Raw genomic sequence first — 13,632 nt, forward strand, 5'->3', positions numbered from 1 at the left:
CAGCGCCGAGGCGCGGCAGGCGGCCCTTTCCGTCAAAGCCTGTATCCCTGCCTCGCAGGGAGAAGGGATCGACCATGAGCGTAACGATCAAGCAACCTCGTAATGCGGCGGGAAGCGCCGCCGCATCCCCGCAGGCATCATCCTGGCAGCCCTCCCCCTCAGCCAGCTCGTCGCCCGGCGACGAGACAGCCCGCAACCGGCAGCGCAAGGGCTGGATCGTGCTCTTCGCCACGCTGTTCTGCGGCATCATCGTCATCATGAACCAGTTCAAGGTGCCCACGTTCATGGGCGCCCTCATGCACGACTTCGGCACCGACCCCGGCACCACCGGCTGGCTCATGTCGGTCATCGCCGTGGCCGGCATTATCACCGCGTTCCCCTCGGCGTTCCTGCTCAACCGCTTCGGGCCCAAGCGCGTGGGCCTCGCAGGCCTGGCCTTCATGGTGGCCGGCTGCGCCGTGGGCGCGCTCTCCTCCTCGTTCGCCCAGCTCATCGTCGGCCGCGTGCTCGAGGGCATCGGAGTTGCCATGATGGGCGTGGTGGCCACCACCGTCATCTCCATGTACTTCCCCCGCGAGAAGGCGGGGCTGCCCATGGGCATCTGGAACCTGTGGTACGTCGTGGGCTCCACGCTCGCCTACAACATCGGCGTGCCGGTGTCGCTCGCCCTCACGGGCGACCCGTCGAACTGGCACGCATGGTGGTGGTTCTCCGATGCGCTCGCGCTTGTGGCGTTCGTGGTGTTCGCGCTGTTCGTGAGCGTGCCGCACGCCGGGCGCGGCGTGGCCGCCAAGCGCGAGCGCGCCACGGGCGAGAAGCAGCATCGCCCCGCCGCCATTTTGCTGGAGGGCTTCAAGGTGAAGCGCATGTGGCTCTTCGGCCTGGGCTTCTGCTTCCTCATGTTCACCTCGCTCTCGGTGCTCACCTGGGTGCCCACCTACGTGCAGGGCGTGGAGCTGGAGCGCCTGCTGGCCGGCGGCATGGACCTGGCCGCCGCGCAGGCGCAGGCCGGCGTGTCCGGCGGGTCCATGGCCTCGCTCGGCTTCGCGGCCTCCATCCCCATGGCGCTCGTGACGGCGTTTTTGCTGGGGAGGTTCCAGACGCTCAAGGCGCGCAACGTCATGGTGATCATCGCCGGGTTCTGCGCGTTCTTCTACGTGGGAGCATTCCTCGTGCCCTACGAGTACCTTCCCGCCTACCTGGTCCTGCTGGGCCTGGAGAGCGGCTGGACGAGCGGGGTGGTGTGGTCGATGGTGCCCGTGACCATGCCCAAGCGCGTCACGATGCCGGTGGGCATGGCCATCATCATCTTCTTCCAGGGCATCTCGAACCTTCTGTGCACGCCGGTGGTGGGCTACATCATAGGCGAGGCCCAGGTGTGGGCGAACGTGGCGCCGCTGTGCGCGGGAACCGCGGCCGTGGGCACGGTCCTGTGGATCGTGTACGTGCTCACGAAGCCGCCGGTGTTCGAGGAGGACGAGAATGCCGCACAGGATGCGGAGCACCTGGGAGAGCCGGAGCCCGACGGGCACCCGGCTGCCGCGTAGGCCGCCGAGAGGCGCGAGCCGTACTTTGAGGAGCGCCCCTGCCGCGTTCGGCCAGCGTAGGGTCGCCTGGAGGCCATCGATTGCAGCCGAGCAAGACGGGAGAAGAAAGGGCCATGGACGGGAAAAGGGAAAGCAACCAGCCGGTAGAACGGCCCGATGCCGTCACGGGAGCCACGAGCCTGGCCGATGCGGCGGCCGCCCTCGACCCCGGAGGAGCCGGCGGCGGCCCGTCGGCTCCTCCCCCCTGCCCGCCGCCGGGCACCTGCGATCCAGACGCCGTCACCGGCGCCACGCCCGGCGTGGCGAGCGCCTGCAGGGAGTTCGGCATGGCGTCGGTGGACAAGGTCGTGAGCGAGCGCGGCATCAGACCGCCGGGCGTAGCATGAGGCCGGCGAGCGCCCCCCCTACTCCGAGTACCAGATCATCCGCCGAAGCACATGATCTGGTACTCGGCGAGCAGCCGCTCGCGAACTTGCCATCTCTTGAGATCGATGCCGTACTCCTGCTCTATACGACGGATGCGGTACAGCAGCGTGTTGCGGTGAAGGTGGAGCCGCTCTGCCGCGAGCGACGAACGACGTTCGCACACGAGATAGACGAACAGCAACTCGCAATCCTGCGTGCCCGCCCGTCGATCGGCCTCGAGAATACGCATGGGCACGCCCCGCCCGACGCAGTACGATACCAATTCCTCGTCCTGCTGCTCGGCCACCAGAAGATAGAGAACCAGATAGTCCCGGAAGCAAAAAAGCCGGGTATCCTCTGCAGCGTCCGCGCCCTCTCTCCATAGCCGGTTCGGCATCGCCGTCACACCCCGCCCATCGGACGCCGCCATCGACAGCGCGATGACGGCCTGTCTGTAGGCGAAACGCGCATCTTCGATACGCTCGAATCGGTCCGACAGGCCAACCCTTCCGTAATAGGAGCGCGCATGGGTGTCAAGCACGGTATCGTGCGTCGCAGCATCCCCTCTCGCGAAACATTTGCGCACCATCACAGCGCAATTCTCCTTGAGGGCAACAACCGCATCGGGGAACAGTTCGAGCAGACGCAAGCCAGCATACACGGCGAGCTGCCGCTCCTCGTCGCGGTAACCGTAGTCGACAACCGCTAGCTCGAAGAACCCATCGCAAGCTAACCCCGACGTCCGCAACCACGCGTTGAGTTTACGATGCGACACCGGTACGCCTTCGATGAGGTCGACAAGCGTTCGCGCGGGTCCTTGGTCGAACAGCCTTCCCGCCGAAAGCTCATGCTTGAGGTGCAACTCGATGCAATCAGCGAGCAGCGACAGCTCGTCCAGAAGGCCGTCTGACAAAGGCCTCCATTCGCAATGCATGACCAGATGTGCCGAGTAAATCCCCTCGATACGGAAGATACATTCAACGACCGGGCCCGTTTCCGAGACCTCGAGCAGATGGATGCCGGTACGGGTGCTCCAGCGCTGGGGCCGCTCGTTTTTCCTGAAGGTGTCGAGTGCCTTCTTGTCGAACATGCCGTTGGCAATGGACTCCCTTATAAGCGGGTTGGTTGGCAGCAGCTCGCGCGTACGGGCGACGATGCGAAACCCGGAATCGGACACCGTCAGGGCGTTGCCCAGCATATGCTCGCTCGCATCGACCAGCTCCTGATAGCTTCCCCCCTCCAGCAGGGAGCGCTGCATGCGTGCAAGCCATTCGGAGACGTCGATCAGTTTGCAGGATGCGGCGGTGGCTACGAACCCGGCATTGCGGCTGGTTTGCAGAACGATTACGCGATCCGCAAAGGCAGCGAGCTCCGCGGGGAGAACGCTCTCATCCTGCACGCACAGCGCCCACCCTGCCGGATGGTGTTCGACGTAAGCCGAGCACCCCGCGGCATCGCCAACGAACAGCACGTCTTCGACGCGCGGGCGCAACGCGCCGAACAGGGCCCCATCCGCCTGTTCGTCCGAAACGATGCGCGTGAACCATCGTGGCGCACCATCGGGGACATCGCCGAGAGAGCAACCTTTCACGCTATCGGCGATCATAAATAAGGATATCGTCATAATGCTGCATTATAGATCATTTTCTTGTGCAATACGCCATATCCACGGTATATCGTGCGCTCTATTATGCGACCAGGAGGATGCCGGCTCCTAAAGGCCGGTCCACCATAGAATGAGAGGGGTCGTCCATGAAACGCAGCGTAACCGACGTCAAGCTCAACGTGAAGCCGGTGTTCATCGGCTTCGAGCATCAGTACTACTACGAAGGGCCGTGCCGCATGGCCGGCGGCGACGCCATCAAGCCCGGCTTCGATGCCATCGTGCAGGGGAAGATGCTCAAAGGCTTCCTGGCCAACGTGCAGAAATACGTGGCCGCAACCGGCGCCAATGTTCTCGAACCCGCCGTTGTGTGCTGCACCGATGACTGGGATATCAAGGATGCCTACTTCGAGGAGATGCTCACAGACGAGGCGCGAACCGACCTCTACGTGGTCATGTCGAACTTCGGTGCGAACCAGGTCCTCGTGGAGTTCTGCTGCCGCACGAGCAAGCCGGTGGCCATGAACCCCACCAAGTCGTTCGGCGCCATGTCCACCGCACCCGCCGCTCGCCGCGGCGCCGACATCCTGCCCGCCTTCGACTGGCCGGAAGTGGCGCGCTACTGCCGCCTCCTGCGCGCCGAGAAGGCCGTGCGCACGGCGAATATCCTTCTGGCTCCCCGCTTCGACTCCACCACGCCGAAGGCAGGCGGCAACGACTCCTTCGTCTGCCTCTCCGATGTGACGCGAAAGCTGGGATGCCACTTCCGTCACGTGAACGTGCACGAGCTCATGGACATGATGGATCCGCTGCCCGAAGACGGCAACCCCACCACGCCCGGACGCGCCACGCCCAACATAACGTCCGACGAGCTGACCCGCTGCGAGGATATGGCCGACGAGCTCATGGCCGGGGCCGATCCATGCATCGTCGACAAGTCGTTCGTGGTGAAGTCGCTCGTCGCATGGACCGTCGTGCAGAAGCTCATGGACGAGTACGACTGCGCAGGATTCGCCGCCCCCTGTCCGGATGCCTGCTCGACTCGCCGCTTGAATGAGCAGCAGTTCACGTTCTGCCTGGCCCACTCGCTCAACCTGGAGCAGGGGTTCGGGAGCGCCTGCGAGTACGACGTGACATCGGTGGTGTGCATGATCGCCGAGATGGCCCTTTCGAACTCGGCCGCCTACATGGGCAACACGCTGCCCGTCGTCGTGACCGAAGGGCATATAGAGTGGCCCGTGAACATGCACGAGGAGGACGTGGCCGGCATCCCGCTCGAGGAAGCGGCGAACCTGTACTCGGTTATCCACTCCACCCCCTGCCGCAAGCTTCACGGCCTCGAGGCGGCCGCCGATGCCTACGCACTGCGGCACTTCGCCTACGACCAAGGATTCGGCACCATCCAGAGACACGACTTCACGGCCGATGCGGGGCAGAGGGTCACGCTTTGCCGCATCTCCCCCACCCTCGACGAGATGCTGATCGTTTCCGGCGAGATCGTTGTCGGCACCGGCTTCGACACCGACAACTGCAACGGGGGTTTCGTGTTCAAGGTGGCCGATGCGCGCGACCTGTTCAAGAAGCAGATGCGCTTCGGGCTGCACCTGCCGCTCGTCTACGGCGACATCGCCGACGACCTGGCCGAGTTGGCTCGTCGCCTGGACCTTTCCGTCGTGCGGGCCCAGAAAAAACCTTCCCGACCTGTCCGACGACGGGCGCGCCGGACAGGTCGGGCCAAAACAGGCAAACCTGGAAGCGAAAGGACAGACCATGCGCAGCGAGGTTAAGGAGCGCCTGATGGATAGCAAGAAAGCGGCAGCCCGCCAGATCTCCTCCGTTCGCGCGTCCGCTGTTGCCGGAACGCTCGATGCTGACGAACTGCGGGAGCGGCTGCTCTTGTACGTGCTGGCGAAATTCGGCCTCGCGGCCGACGAGGCGCCGAGCCGCAACCTTGAAGCGCTCGCCGAGGCGAGCCTTGCCAAGGCGCTTGCGGCGAATCGTACGCACGTGGCCGAGGAGGGCCGATCCCCCACTTGCGACGGAGTGCGCTCGGTCGACATGAAGCAGGCGCTGCTCATCATGGCCTTGCAGCGTGAGCTCGGCGTCGCGCTCGATGGAATGAGGGCCGGCCTCGCCGAGACGACGGACGAGCTGGCCGACCTCGTGTTCGCAACCCTCGGCGACGGAGAGGTGCAGCTGTGAGCGCGCGGCAGCCCGACGATGCGCTGGCCTGCCGTATCCGTGCCGCCATCCCTTTGCTCGCCGATGCCGAGGGAGCGGCGCCGGTCGCCTACCTGGACAACGCCGCCACGATGCAGATGCCGCGCCCGGTCATGGACGCATTGGAGGCGTTCCGCACGACGAGCTACGCAAACGTCCACCGCGGCGTGCATTCCCTGTCGCTCGCCGCCTCGGATGCATTCGACGGGGCACGACGGGCAGTGGCGGCCTTCATCGGGGCCGACGAGCAGGAAGTCGTGTTCACGAGCGGCGCAACCGACGCGCTCAACCGGGCGGCGCGGATGCTGGCCCCCGCCCTCGACGAGCGCTCCAACATCGTCGTAAGCGGTCTCGAGCATCACTCCAACCTGCTTCCTTGGCGCCACCTCTCCCGCATCACGGACTGCGAGCTGCGCGTCGTACCGCCGGATGCGAGAGGCGCCCTCGACTTGTCGGCGTTCTTGCAGGAAGTAACCGAGAACACGCGCATCGTGGCGCTCACCGAGCTGTCCAACGTCACCGGCATCGGGTGCGATCTCGCGGCGCTCTCGGCTGTTGTACACGAGGGCAGCGACGCGCTCATCGTGGCCGATGGCGCCCAGGGTATCGTCCATGGCCGGCGAAGCGTGCGGGATCTCGGCTGCGACCTCTACGCGTTCTCGGGACACAAGCTCGGAGCGCCCTGCGGCATCGGGGTACTGTGGATCGCAGCTCGCGTCCAAGAGCGGCTCGAACCGGAAAGCTTCGGTGGCGGAACGGTCTCGGAGGTAACGGAGAAAGAGACGCGCCTGCTCGGTTCCGTCGAGCGCTTCGAGGCCGGCACGCCGAACATCGATGGGGCTGTCGGGCTTGCCGCGGCACTGCGCTTCTGGGAAGGATTCGACGCGGCGGCCCTGCTCGCCCACGAGGACGCCCTGCTCGCCCGCCTCGAGGCGGGTCTTACCTTAATCGAAGGCGCGAACGTCCTCGGCAGTTGTCCTGCGCGGCACGGCTGCCTGGCTTTTTCCGTCGACAAGGGCTCGCCCTACGACTGGGCCAAGATCGCCGACGGCCGCGGCGTGGCCGTGCGCTCCGGGCATCACTGCGCCCAGCCTTACCTGCGCGCACTCGGCTGCGACGCGGCCGTGCGGGTATCGGTCGCCCCGTACAATACCGCCGGAGACATCGACCGGGCCCTTGCCGCCTTCGAGACGGCTTCCTGTCTGCTGAAAGGGGGCGGATGCGGTGGACATGCGCTCTGTCGAGAACGACATACTCGCTGACCTGCACGAGCTCGACGACCCGGTGCTGCAGTACGGCTACCTCGCAGGATGTGCGGGCGAGGCGGCCGCCTTTCCCGAGCACCTGCGCGACGATGCGCACCTCGTGAGAGAATGCCAAGCGAGAACATGGATCCCCGTCGAGCACGACGGGGAAGGGCGCGCTGCCGTGCTCGGAGATTCGGAATCGATCGCCGTACAGGGAGCGCTCGCCCTGATCGAGGAGGTGTACAACGGCCGCACCGCCATCGAGCGCGCCGCGCATGTATGCCTTTTGCTCGACGACCCCGCATTCGCCCGCCACTTCACGAAGCTTCAGATGAAAGGGCTCGGAGCGGCTGTAGCACTCATAGCGAGCGCACCTTGAAGAACACCGTTCACGGGAAGGGGGCTTCCCCTCCCTATCGCTTCGGCTGGGGTTTTCGCAGAGGTATCAGATCGTGTACTCTGCGCAAAGGCCCCGCCACGAAGGCGGCGGCTGCCACCCAGTAAGGGGCACGCCGCGGGCACGACAGGCAGCGGTCTTTTTGATGTATACTAGGCTTTCGGAGATGTTGGGGTCCGCGTCCCGGAGAGTGCCCGGCGGGCGTGCGATCGTGCTCAGTTTCTCCAGGGGGGATGAAACCGCATCGGGCACTGCAGGGGGAATCGGATGAACGACGGCAAAATCGCGGGCAAGCCCCGCATCGGCGCCATGGAGCTTCTGGCCACCGGCGGGTTCGCCTGCTTCTTCGGATGGATGTTCGTCTCGTACTACTGGCTGTTCGCCGTGTTCATCCAAGACGTCCCCGTCGCCGAGCGCGACGGCATCCAGCTGTTCGTGTTCGCAGGGATGGCGCTGGGATACCTGGCCCTTCACTTCGCCGGCAAGAGCGCCCGGTTCGACCCGTTCCACCTTCCCGTCCTCGCAACCGGCGCCGTACTCGCGCTCCTACTGCCTACGACGGCCGTGCTGCTGGACCTTGGCGTGGCCGTGCCCGTGCCCGTGCTCTGCGCGGTGAACCTCGGTGCGGGCCTGGGCGGGGCGCTTCTGACGGTGAGCTGGCTCGACGTGGGCAGCCGCATCAAGCTGCAGAGCCTGCCGCGCTTCACGAGCCTGTCCATGGCGGCCGGAGGCGCGCTGTTCGCCCTCGCAGCGCTCGTGCCCGAGTCCCTGCAGCCCGTCTTCTGCATCATCTACGCCTTCCTGAGCGTGGGCCTGCTGCGCTTCGCCGGGGAGCGGGGCGAGGGCAACGCCGACGCCCCGCCCGCCGGCTCCTGCAAGAACACCTGGGAGTTCACTCGGGAGATCGAGCCCTCGCTCGTGGCGTTCGGCATCGTGTTCGGCCTCACGTTCGTCTACCTGTTCAACTCGGGCTCGCAGGACGTGCTCGTGGGACTGCTGTTCGTCGTGCCCGGCGCCGGCATCATCGCCGCGCTCGCCTTCGCCGGGCGGTCCGTGGGCATCACCGTCATCCAGCGGGTGCTGCTGTGCATCACCGTGCTGGCGTGCCTGTCCATGCCCTTCGCCACCGAGGGCGTGCAGCTGGCCTGCTCGTGCCTGGTGGTGGCCTCTTGGGCGGCGTTCGTCTCGGTGAACTACGCGTTCATCGTCAAGAAGGGCATGCACCGTTGGGACACGCCGGTGTTCAGGCAGGCGCCCGCGCGCCTCGTGTTCAGCGCGCTGGGGTTCCTCGTGGGATGGGCCGTCGCCACGGGCACGACCATGGCCTACGGCGCCCATTCCGACGCCTTCATGATCGTGCGCCTGTGCATGGCGTTCGCCCTCGTGGTGGTGGTCATGCTGTTCTTCCCCTCGGCCGAGCACCACGCCCCCGACGGCACCGCGGCGGACGGGCCCTCCGGTCCGCAGCCCGTCGTGCCCTCCAACCTGACCGAGAAGGAGCTCTTCGAGCGCCGCTGCGCCGCCGTGGCCGAGCTCTACCAGCTCTCGCCGCGCGAGACCGACATCCTGCAGTTCCTGGCGAAGGGGCGCAACGCCGCCTACATCCAGAGCAAGCTCACCATCTCGCCGCACACGGTGAAGAGCCACATCTACAGCATCTACCGCAAGCTCGACATCCACTCCCAGCAGAAGCTCATGGACTTCGTAGAGGAGTTCCCGGTGGAGGAGCAGCAGAAATAACGCGGAAAGGCAAGGGCGCGCGGGAGCAGGTTAGAGCCCCTCGTAGTGCGTCCACATGCGCACAACTTTCACGATGCCCTGGTAATGCACGCCCTCTTCATCAAAGGGCTCTGCATATACCTGGTAGACGAGTCGATGCTGCAGGTTGATGCGCCGCGAATAGAGGCCGGAAAGGTTTCCCACAAGCGCTTCGTAGGCAGGGGCCTCTTGAAAAGGATCGCGTTTGAGCACCTCGACAAGGGCTTTCGCCTTCTTGTCGAGACCGGCGGCTTTAAGCTTCCTTGCGTCCTTTGCGGCCTGCTTCGTGAACTTCACTGCATACATGACTACCACTCAAGTTGGTCTTCGGAGAGGCAATCCTCGGGTTTTTCCTCCTTGCCGGCGCGCAACGACTCGCTCATGCCGGGTATGCCGTTGAGGAAGAGCGTTTCCTCGATAGCCGCCCAATCGGATTCGCCGACGAGCACTGCCCCCTTCCCCTTGCTGTTCGTGATGGCGATGGGCGTGCAGTTCTCGTTCACTTGAGCGATGGTCTGGTAGATATTCTGCCGCAGGGCCGTTGCGGTGATCGAAGTCATGGCCTGCCTCCTTATCTCTTTTCTTCTGCCCTATAGTAGCGTACGCAATTACGTACGTCAATAACCGCCTTCCTGCTGTACTCCTGCCGAAATTTCTTCAATTATTCTCAATCTTTAGAAACGAAAGTGTGACAATGGGCTCGCAATCAGGTGACATCCCCAAGGAGGAACCCGATATGACGCCCGCCAATCGACGCACCGCATGGAATAGCCTATGAGACCACCCCGCGTGCTCGACGTGGTTTTCTGGCTGGCCGTTATCGTGCTGCCGGCAATCGCCTGCCTGGCAACCATCCTGCTGTTCCCTCCCGGCGCGACCAACGTGCCGATGCATTGGAACGCAGCGGGGGACATCGACGGATACGGCTCGCCGTGGACCATGCTGCCCTTCGGCATGATAATGGGAGCGACGAACGCGCTCCTCGCGGCGTGCTACGCATTCAACGACTTCCTCTACGACCATGGTCTCGTGCACAACATCAGCCGCAAAGGGGCGCTCATCCTCTACCGGGTGCTGGCGGCGTTCATCGTTATCGTCACCGTTGGCGTTCTCGTGTTCTGGGCAAGTCAGGCCATGGCGGCGATGGCCTAGGGCGCCACCGCGCTCCTCCGTGCAAATCTTTGACCCCCTTTCCATCGCCCCTGCTCACCGCGTCATACCAACGTACTGATTCCCAATCTGCATACTCATTACGCGATAGGCTCATACCTATCGCGTGCTTTACTCGATTGCAACCCCAGAGGGGAGGGCCGATTGGGGCGGACACCCGACAGGCCCGCGCAAAGCGAGAGGAGTTGCGATGGTAGAGAACGCTGTCGCGGAGAAGGACCGCGACGAGATCGGCACGTCCAAGGAGGAGAACCAGTTCAACTTCGGCGCCGGCAAGAGGCAGGAGGTGGATCCGCGCTGGAAGCACCCCAAACCCTTCCAGTACGAGGAGGACGGCATGGTGGTCACCCGCACCTCGGTGTGGAGCGCGCCGGGCTGCCACGAGGGCTGCGGCGTGCTGGTGTACTCCGACAAGGAGACCGGCAAGTTCATCAAGTGCGAGGGCGACCCGGACGACCCGTACAACCGCGGCGCACTGTGCCCCAGGTGCCTGGCCTTCAAGCAGGTGGAGTTCCATCCCGACCGCATCCTGCACCCCATGAGGCGCGTGGGCGAGCGCGGAAGCGGCCAGTGGGAGCGCATCACGTGGGACGAGGCGCTGGAAACCTGCTACAAGGAGTTCCGCCGCATCTCCATGACCTACGGCGGCGACTCCATCCACTGCCTGCGCGGCACCGCCCGCGACAACCAGTGGCAGGTCGGCCGCATGGCGAACACGTTCGGCAGCCCCAACGAGTACGGCTTCCTGTCCGGCACCGCCTGCTACCTGCCCCGCCTGTCGCTCATGATCATGACCTACGGCGGCATGCTCATCGCCGACTTCTCGCAGTTCTCGGCGCTGCGCTACGACGACCCCGAGTGGGTGTGCCCCGAGTGCACCATCGTCTGGGGCTGCAACCCCACCATCTCCAACCCCGACTTCTTCATGGGCCACTGGGTGACCGACGCCATGAAGCTCGGTTGCAAGCTCATCAGCGTGGAGCCGCGCGTCACGTGGCTCGCCGCGCACGCCGACATCCACCTGCAGCTGCGCCCCGGCACCGACACGGGCCTCGCGCTCGGCATGATCAAGGTCATCATCGACGAGGACCTCTACGACCACGACTTCGTGGAGCGCTGGACCTACGGCTTCGACGAGCTGGCCGAGCGCGCCCGCGAGCTGTCGCTCGACCAGGTGGAGGCCATGACGTGGGTTCCCAAGGAGAAGATCGTGGCCGCCGCGCGCCTGTTCGCCACGTCCAAGCCGGCCAACGTCGTGTGGGGACTCGCCGTTGACATGCAGAGCCAGGGCACGCCCTGCGCCGCCGCCATCGCGGCGCTGTGGACCATCACCGGCAACCTCGACGTGCCGGGCGGCATGTGCTACACCGCCTCGCCCATGGGCGTGGACCAGCCCTCCGCCGGCGCCTGGGGCATCTACGACCTCATCAACGAGGAGATGCAGAAGAAGCGCGTGGGCTGGAAAGAGTTCCCCATGTACCGCTACGGCCTCACCCAGGCCATGCCCGACATGTGCCTAGAGTACATGGAGGAGGGCAAGGTCAAGGGCGTGTGGATCCAGACGTCCAACGGCATCGCCTGCATGAGCTGCGAGACCGAGCGCTGGTACCAGGCCATGAAGAAGCCCGAGTTCATCGCCGCCGTGGACATCTTCATGACGCCCACCATCCAGTCGTGCGCCGACATCGTCATGCCGGTGCAGACCTGGGCCGAGAAGCACTCGGTACGCGCGCACTACTACTTCCTCTCCGCCATCACGGGCGCCTGCGCGGCCGAGGGCGAGGCGAAGTCGGACTGCGAGATCAACCGCGAGCTCGCGCAGTACTTCGACAACGACGACGAGTTCAACCAGGCCATCGGCCGCCCCGAGGGCAAGCAGCGCACCTGGCCGTGGGCGACCGAGGACGAGGTGTACGACGAGATAGTGAGCCCCTCCGGCTTCACGTTCCACGAGCTCATGGAGCATGGCCCGGTCTACCAGAAGTACGTGTACAAGAAGTACGAGAAGGGCCTCATGCGCCCCGACGGTCAGCCCGGCTTCAACACCCCCACCGGCCGCATCGAGTTCTACTCCACGCTGTTCGAGAAGTTCGGCTACGACCCGCTGCCCTACATCGAGGAGCCGGGCATCGGGCCCGTCACCACGCCCGACCTCTACGAGGAGTACCCGCTCATCATGATCACGGGCGCCCGCACCACGTCGTTCTTCCACTCGGAGCACCGCCAGATCCCCTACCTGCGCCAGCTCACGCCCGACCCGTGGGTGCAGATCCACCCGCGCACGGCGAAGGACCTCAACATCTCCGAGGGCGACTGGGTGTGGATCGAGAACCACCGCGGCCGCTGCCGCCAGCGCGCCCGCCTCACCTTCGAGGTGCACGAGAAGGAGATCGCCGCACAGCACGGCTGGTGGTTCCCCGAGCAGGACGGCGCCGAGCCGAACCTGTACGGCTTCCGCCAGTCCAACATCAACCAGCTGCTCGCCAACAAGCCCGGCACCACCGGCTTCGGCGCCGATCTGAAGTGCACGCTCTGCAAGGTGTACCGCTGCAAGGAGGAGGAACTGTAATGGCCATGAACGGAATTCTCGTCGACTACCAGTACTGCACGGGGTGCTACTCGTGCGAGGTGGCCTGCCAGGCCGAGCACGAGCTGCCGCTCGAACAGTGGGGCGTGAAGGTCATGCAGAACGGCCCGTGGCCGGTGAAGGACGCCGAGGGCAACGAGACGGATGCTTACGTCTACGACTTCATCCCCGCGTTCACGAAGATCTGCGATCTGTGCGCCGACCGCCGGGAGAAGGGCAAGCTCCCCTCCTGCGTGTTCCACTGCCAGGCCAAGTGCATGGAGTTCGGCCCGGTGGAAGAGCTCGCGAAGCGCCTGGACGCCAAGCCGCAGCAGTACCTGTGGGTACCGCCCTGCGCGTAGGGGCATGAGGGAGGCTGGATCGGCTCCGCGCCGCTCCAGCCTCCCGCTTTCAGCGACTGGCCCTTTGCCGCCGCCCGGTTTTCGGCGGACGGCCCAGCCAGCTGCCTGCTTCCGGCATTTCCCCGTCGACCGCGAGCCGGTGAGGTAATGCCGAAAGGGGATGGATTTTGGGGAAAGCGTATCCAAGGGGTGATTTCATATGGCAGATTTGACCGCCGACCAGATAGCCAAGCAGGACAAGGTTTCCGGCAAGGCCTGGGGCATCCTGGCCGTCACGTACCTGGCGAGCTTCTGCGCGCCGCTGTGCCAGTTCAAGATGCCGCCGTTGGCGTCGTGACTGTTCCCGGCGTTCCACGG

14 protein-coding genes are annotated in these 13,632 nt (G+C 65.0%); 11 read left to right on the forward strand and 3 right to left on the reverse strand.

Features of this window, described 5'->3' with window-relative positions:
- Positions 1-74 precede the first annotated feature (74 nt).
- Positions 75-1,547: an MFS transporter gene (locus C1877_RS02670; protein ID WP_083809090.1), complete on the forward strand. Its 1,473-nt coding sequence runs from the start codon at positions 75-77 to the stop codon at positions 1,545-1,547.
- Between the two features lie 113 nt (positions 1,548-1,660).
- Complete coding sequence (locus tag C1877_RS02675) at positions 1,661-1,933, forward strand: hypothetical protein (protein WP_114568304.1); 273 nt, start codon at positions 1,661-1,663, stop codon at positions 1,931-1,933.
- Positions 1,934-1,968: 35 nt separating this feature from the next.
- Here the strand turns inward: C1877_RS02675 and C1877_RS02680 are convergent, their stop codons facing one another.
- Positions 1,969-3,558 (reverse strand): PucR family transcriptional regulator, encoded by a 1,590-nt coding sequence (locus C1877_RS02680; RefSeq protein ID WP_167536650.1) that lies wholly within the window; start codon positions 3,556-3,558, stop codon positions 1,969-1,971.
- Between the two features lie 146 nt (positions 3,559-3,704).
- Here C1877_RS02680 and C1877_RS02685 point away from each other — a divergent pair, with 146 nt between their 5' ends.
- The 5 genes from C1877_RS02685 to C1877_RS02705 all read left to right on the forward strand — a co-directional run bounded on the left by C1877_RS02685 (position 3,705) and on the right by C1877_RS02705 (position 9,159).
- A complete protein-coding gene (locus C1877_RS02685) occupies positions 3,705-5,342 on the forward strand; it encodes a fucose isomerase (protein WP_114568305.1) in 1,638 nt (545 codons plus the stop codon).
- A gap of 10 nt (positions 5,343-5,352) precedes the next feature.
- Positions 5,353-5,757 (forward strand): hypothetical protein, encoded by a 405-nt coding sequence (locus C1877_RS02690; protein ID WP_114568306.1) that lies wholly within the window; start codon positions 5,353-5,355, stop codon positions 5,755-5,757.
- Positions 5,754-7,037: an aminotransferase class V-fold PLP-dependent enzyme gene (locus C1877_RS02695; RefSeq protein WP_114568307.1), complete on the forward strand. Its 1,284-nt coding sequence runs from the start codon at positions 5,754-5,756 to the stop codon at positions 7,035-7,037. The genes C1877_RS02690 and C1877_RS02695 overlap by 4 nt, the downstream gene beginning before the upstream one ends.
- Entirely contained in the window at positions 7,006-7,401 is a 396-nt protein-coding gene (locus C1877_RS02700) for a SufE family protein (RefSeq protein WP_015539927.1), read from the forward strand. The genes C1877_RS02695 and C1877_RS02700 overlap by 32 nt, the downstream gene beginning before the upstream one ends.
- A gap of 285 nt (positions 7,402-7,686) precedes the next feature.
- Positions 7,687-9,159, forward strand: coding sequence for a helix-turn-helix transcriptional regulator (locus tag C1877_RS02705; protein WP_114568308.1), 1,473 nt, complete (start codon positions 7,687-7,689; stop codon positions 9,157-9,159).
- 30 nt (positions 9,160-9,189) lie between these two features.
- On the opposite strand, the gene C1877_RS02710 is transcribed toward C1877_RS02705, so the two are convergent.
- Both C1877_RS02710 and C1877_RS02715 read right to left on the reverse strand, forming a co-directional pair.
- Positions 9,190-9,483, reverse strand: coding sequence for a Txe/YoeB family addiction module toxin (locus C1877_RS02710; protein WP_015539925.1), 294 nt, complete (start codon positions 9,481-9,483; stop codon positions 9,190-9,192).
- 2 nt (positions 9,484-9,485) lie between these two features.
- On the reverse strand, positions 9,486-9,737 hold the full coding sequence (locus C1877_RS02715; protein ID WP_015539924.1) for a type II toxin-antitoxin system Phd/YefM family antitoxin: 252 nt from the start codon (positions 9,735-9,737) through the stop codon (positions 9,486-9,488).
- A gap of 214 nt (positions 9,738-9,951) precedes the next feature.
- On the opposite strand from C1877_RS02715, the gene C1877_RS02720 reads away from it, so the two are divergent.
- From C1877_RS02720 to C1877_RS15265, 4 genes are all read left to right on the forward strand, one after another.
- Entirely contained in the window at positions 9,952-10,329 is a 378-nt protein-coding gene (locus C1877_RS02720; RefSeq protein WP_147274497.1) for an SdpI family protein, read from the forward strand.
- Between the two features lie 208 nt (positions 10,330-10,537).
- Positions 10,538-12,916, forward strand: coding sequence for a molybdopterin-containing oxidoreductase family protein (locus tag C1877_RS02725; RefSeq protein WP_114568310.1), 2,379 nt, complete (start codon positions 10,538-10,540; stop codon positions 12,914-12,916).
- Positions 12,916-13,275, forward strand: coding sequence for a 4Fe-4S dicluster domain-containing protein (locus C1877_RS02730; protein ID WP_015539922.1), 360 nt, complete (start codon positions 12,916-12,918; stop codon positions 13,273-13,275). Before C1877_RS02725 ends, C1877_RS02730 begins: the two co-directional genes overlap by 1 nt.
- 199 nt (positions 13,276-13,474) lie before the next feature.
- Entirely contained in the window at positions 13,475-13,612 is a 138-nt protein-coding gene (locus C1877_RS15265; RefSeq protein WP_015539921.1) for a hypothetical protein, read from the forward strand.
- Positions 13,613-13,632 lie beyond the last annotated feature (20 nt).

The sequence above is a fragment of the Gordonibacter pamelaeae genome (assembly GCF_003340385.1).
Taxonomy (GTDB): domain Bacteria; phylum Actinomycetota; class Coriobacteriia; order Coriobacteriales; family Eggerthellaceae; genus Gordonibacter; species Gordonibacter pamelaeae.

Coding starts and splice junctions, on each gene's coding strand:
- C1877_RS02670 (WP_083809090.1), top strand. CDS start 75: ATGAGCGTAACGATCAAGCAACCTCGTAATGCGGCGGGAAGCGCCGCC.
- C1877_RS02675 (WP_114568304.1), top strand. CDS start 1,661: ATGGACGGGAAAAGGGAAAGCAACCAGCCGGTAGAACGGCCCGATGCC.
- C1877_RS02680 (WP_167536650.1), bottom strand. CDS start 3,558: ATGATCGCCGATAGCGTGAAAGGTTGCTCTCTCGGCGATGTCCCCGAT.
- C1877_RS02685 (WP_114568305.1), top strand. CDS start 3,705: ATGAAACGCAGCGTAACCGACGTCAAGCTCAACGTGAAGCCGGTGTTC.
- C1877_RS02690 (WP_114568306.1), top strand. CDS start 5,353: ATGGATAGCAAGAAAGCGGCAGCCCGCCAGATCTCCTCCGTTCGCGCG.
- C1877_RS02700 (WP_015539927.1), top strand. CDS start 7,006: ATGCGCTCTGTCGAGAACGACATACTCGCTGACCTGCACGAGCTCGAC.
- C1877_RS02705 (WP_114568308.1), top strand. CDS start 7,687: ATGAACGACGGCAAAATCGCGGGCAAGCCCCGCATCGGCGCCATGGAG.
- C1877_RS02710 (WP_015539925.1), bottom strand. CDS start 9,483: ATGTATGCAGTGAAGTTCACGAAGCAGGCCGCAAAGGACGCAAGGAAG.
- C1877_RS02715 (WP_015539924.1), bottom strand. CDS start 9,737: ATGACTTCGATCACCGCAACGGCCCTGCGGCAGAATATCTACCAGACC.
- C1877_RS02720 (WP_147274497.1), top strand. CDS start 9,952: ATGAGACCACCCCGCGTGCTCGACGTGGTTTTCTGGCTGGCCGTTATC.
- C1877_RS02725 (WP_114568310.1), top strand. CDS start 10,538: ATGGTAGAGAACGCTGTCGCGGAGAAGGACCGCGACGAGATCGGCACG.
- C1877_RS02730 (WP_015539922.1), top strand. CDS start 12,916: ATGGCCATGAACGGAATTCTCGTCGACTACCAGTACTGCACGGGGTGC.
- C1877_RS15265 (WP_015539921.1), top strand. CDS start 13,475: ATGGCAGATTTGACCGCCGACCAGATAGCCAAGCAGGACAAGGTTTCC.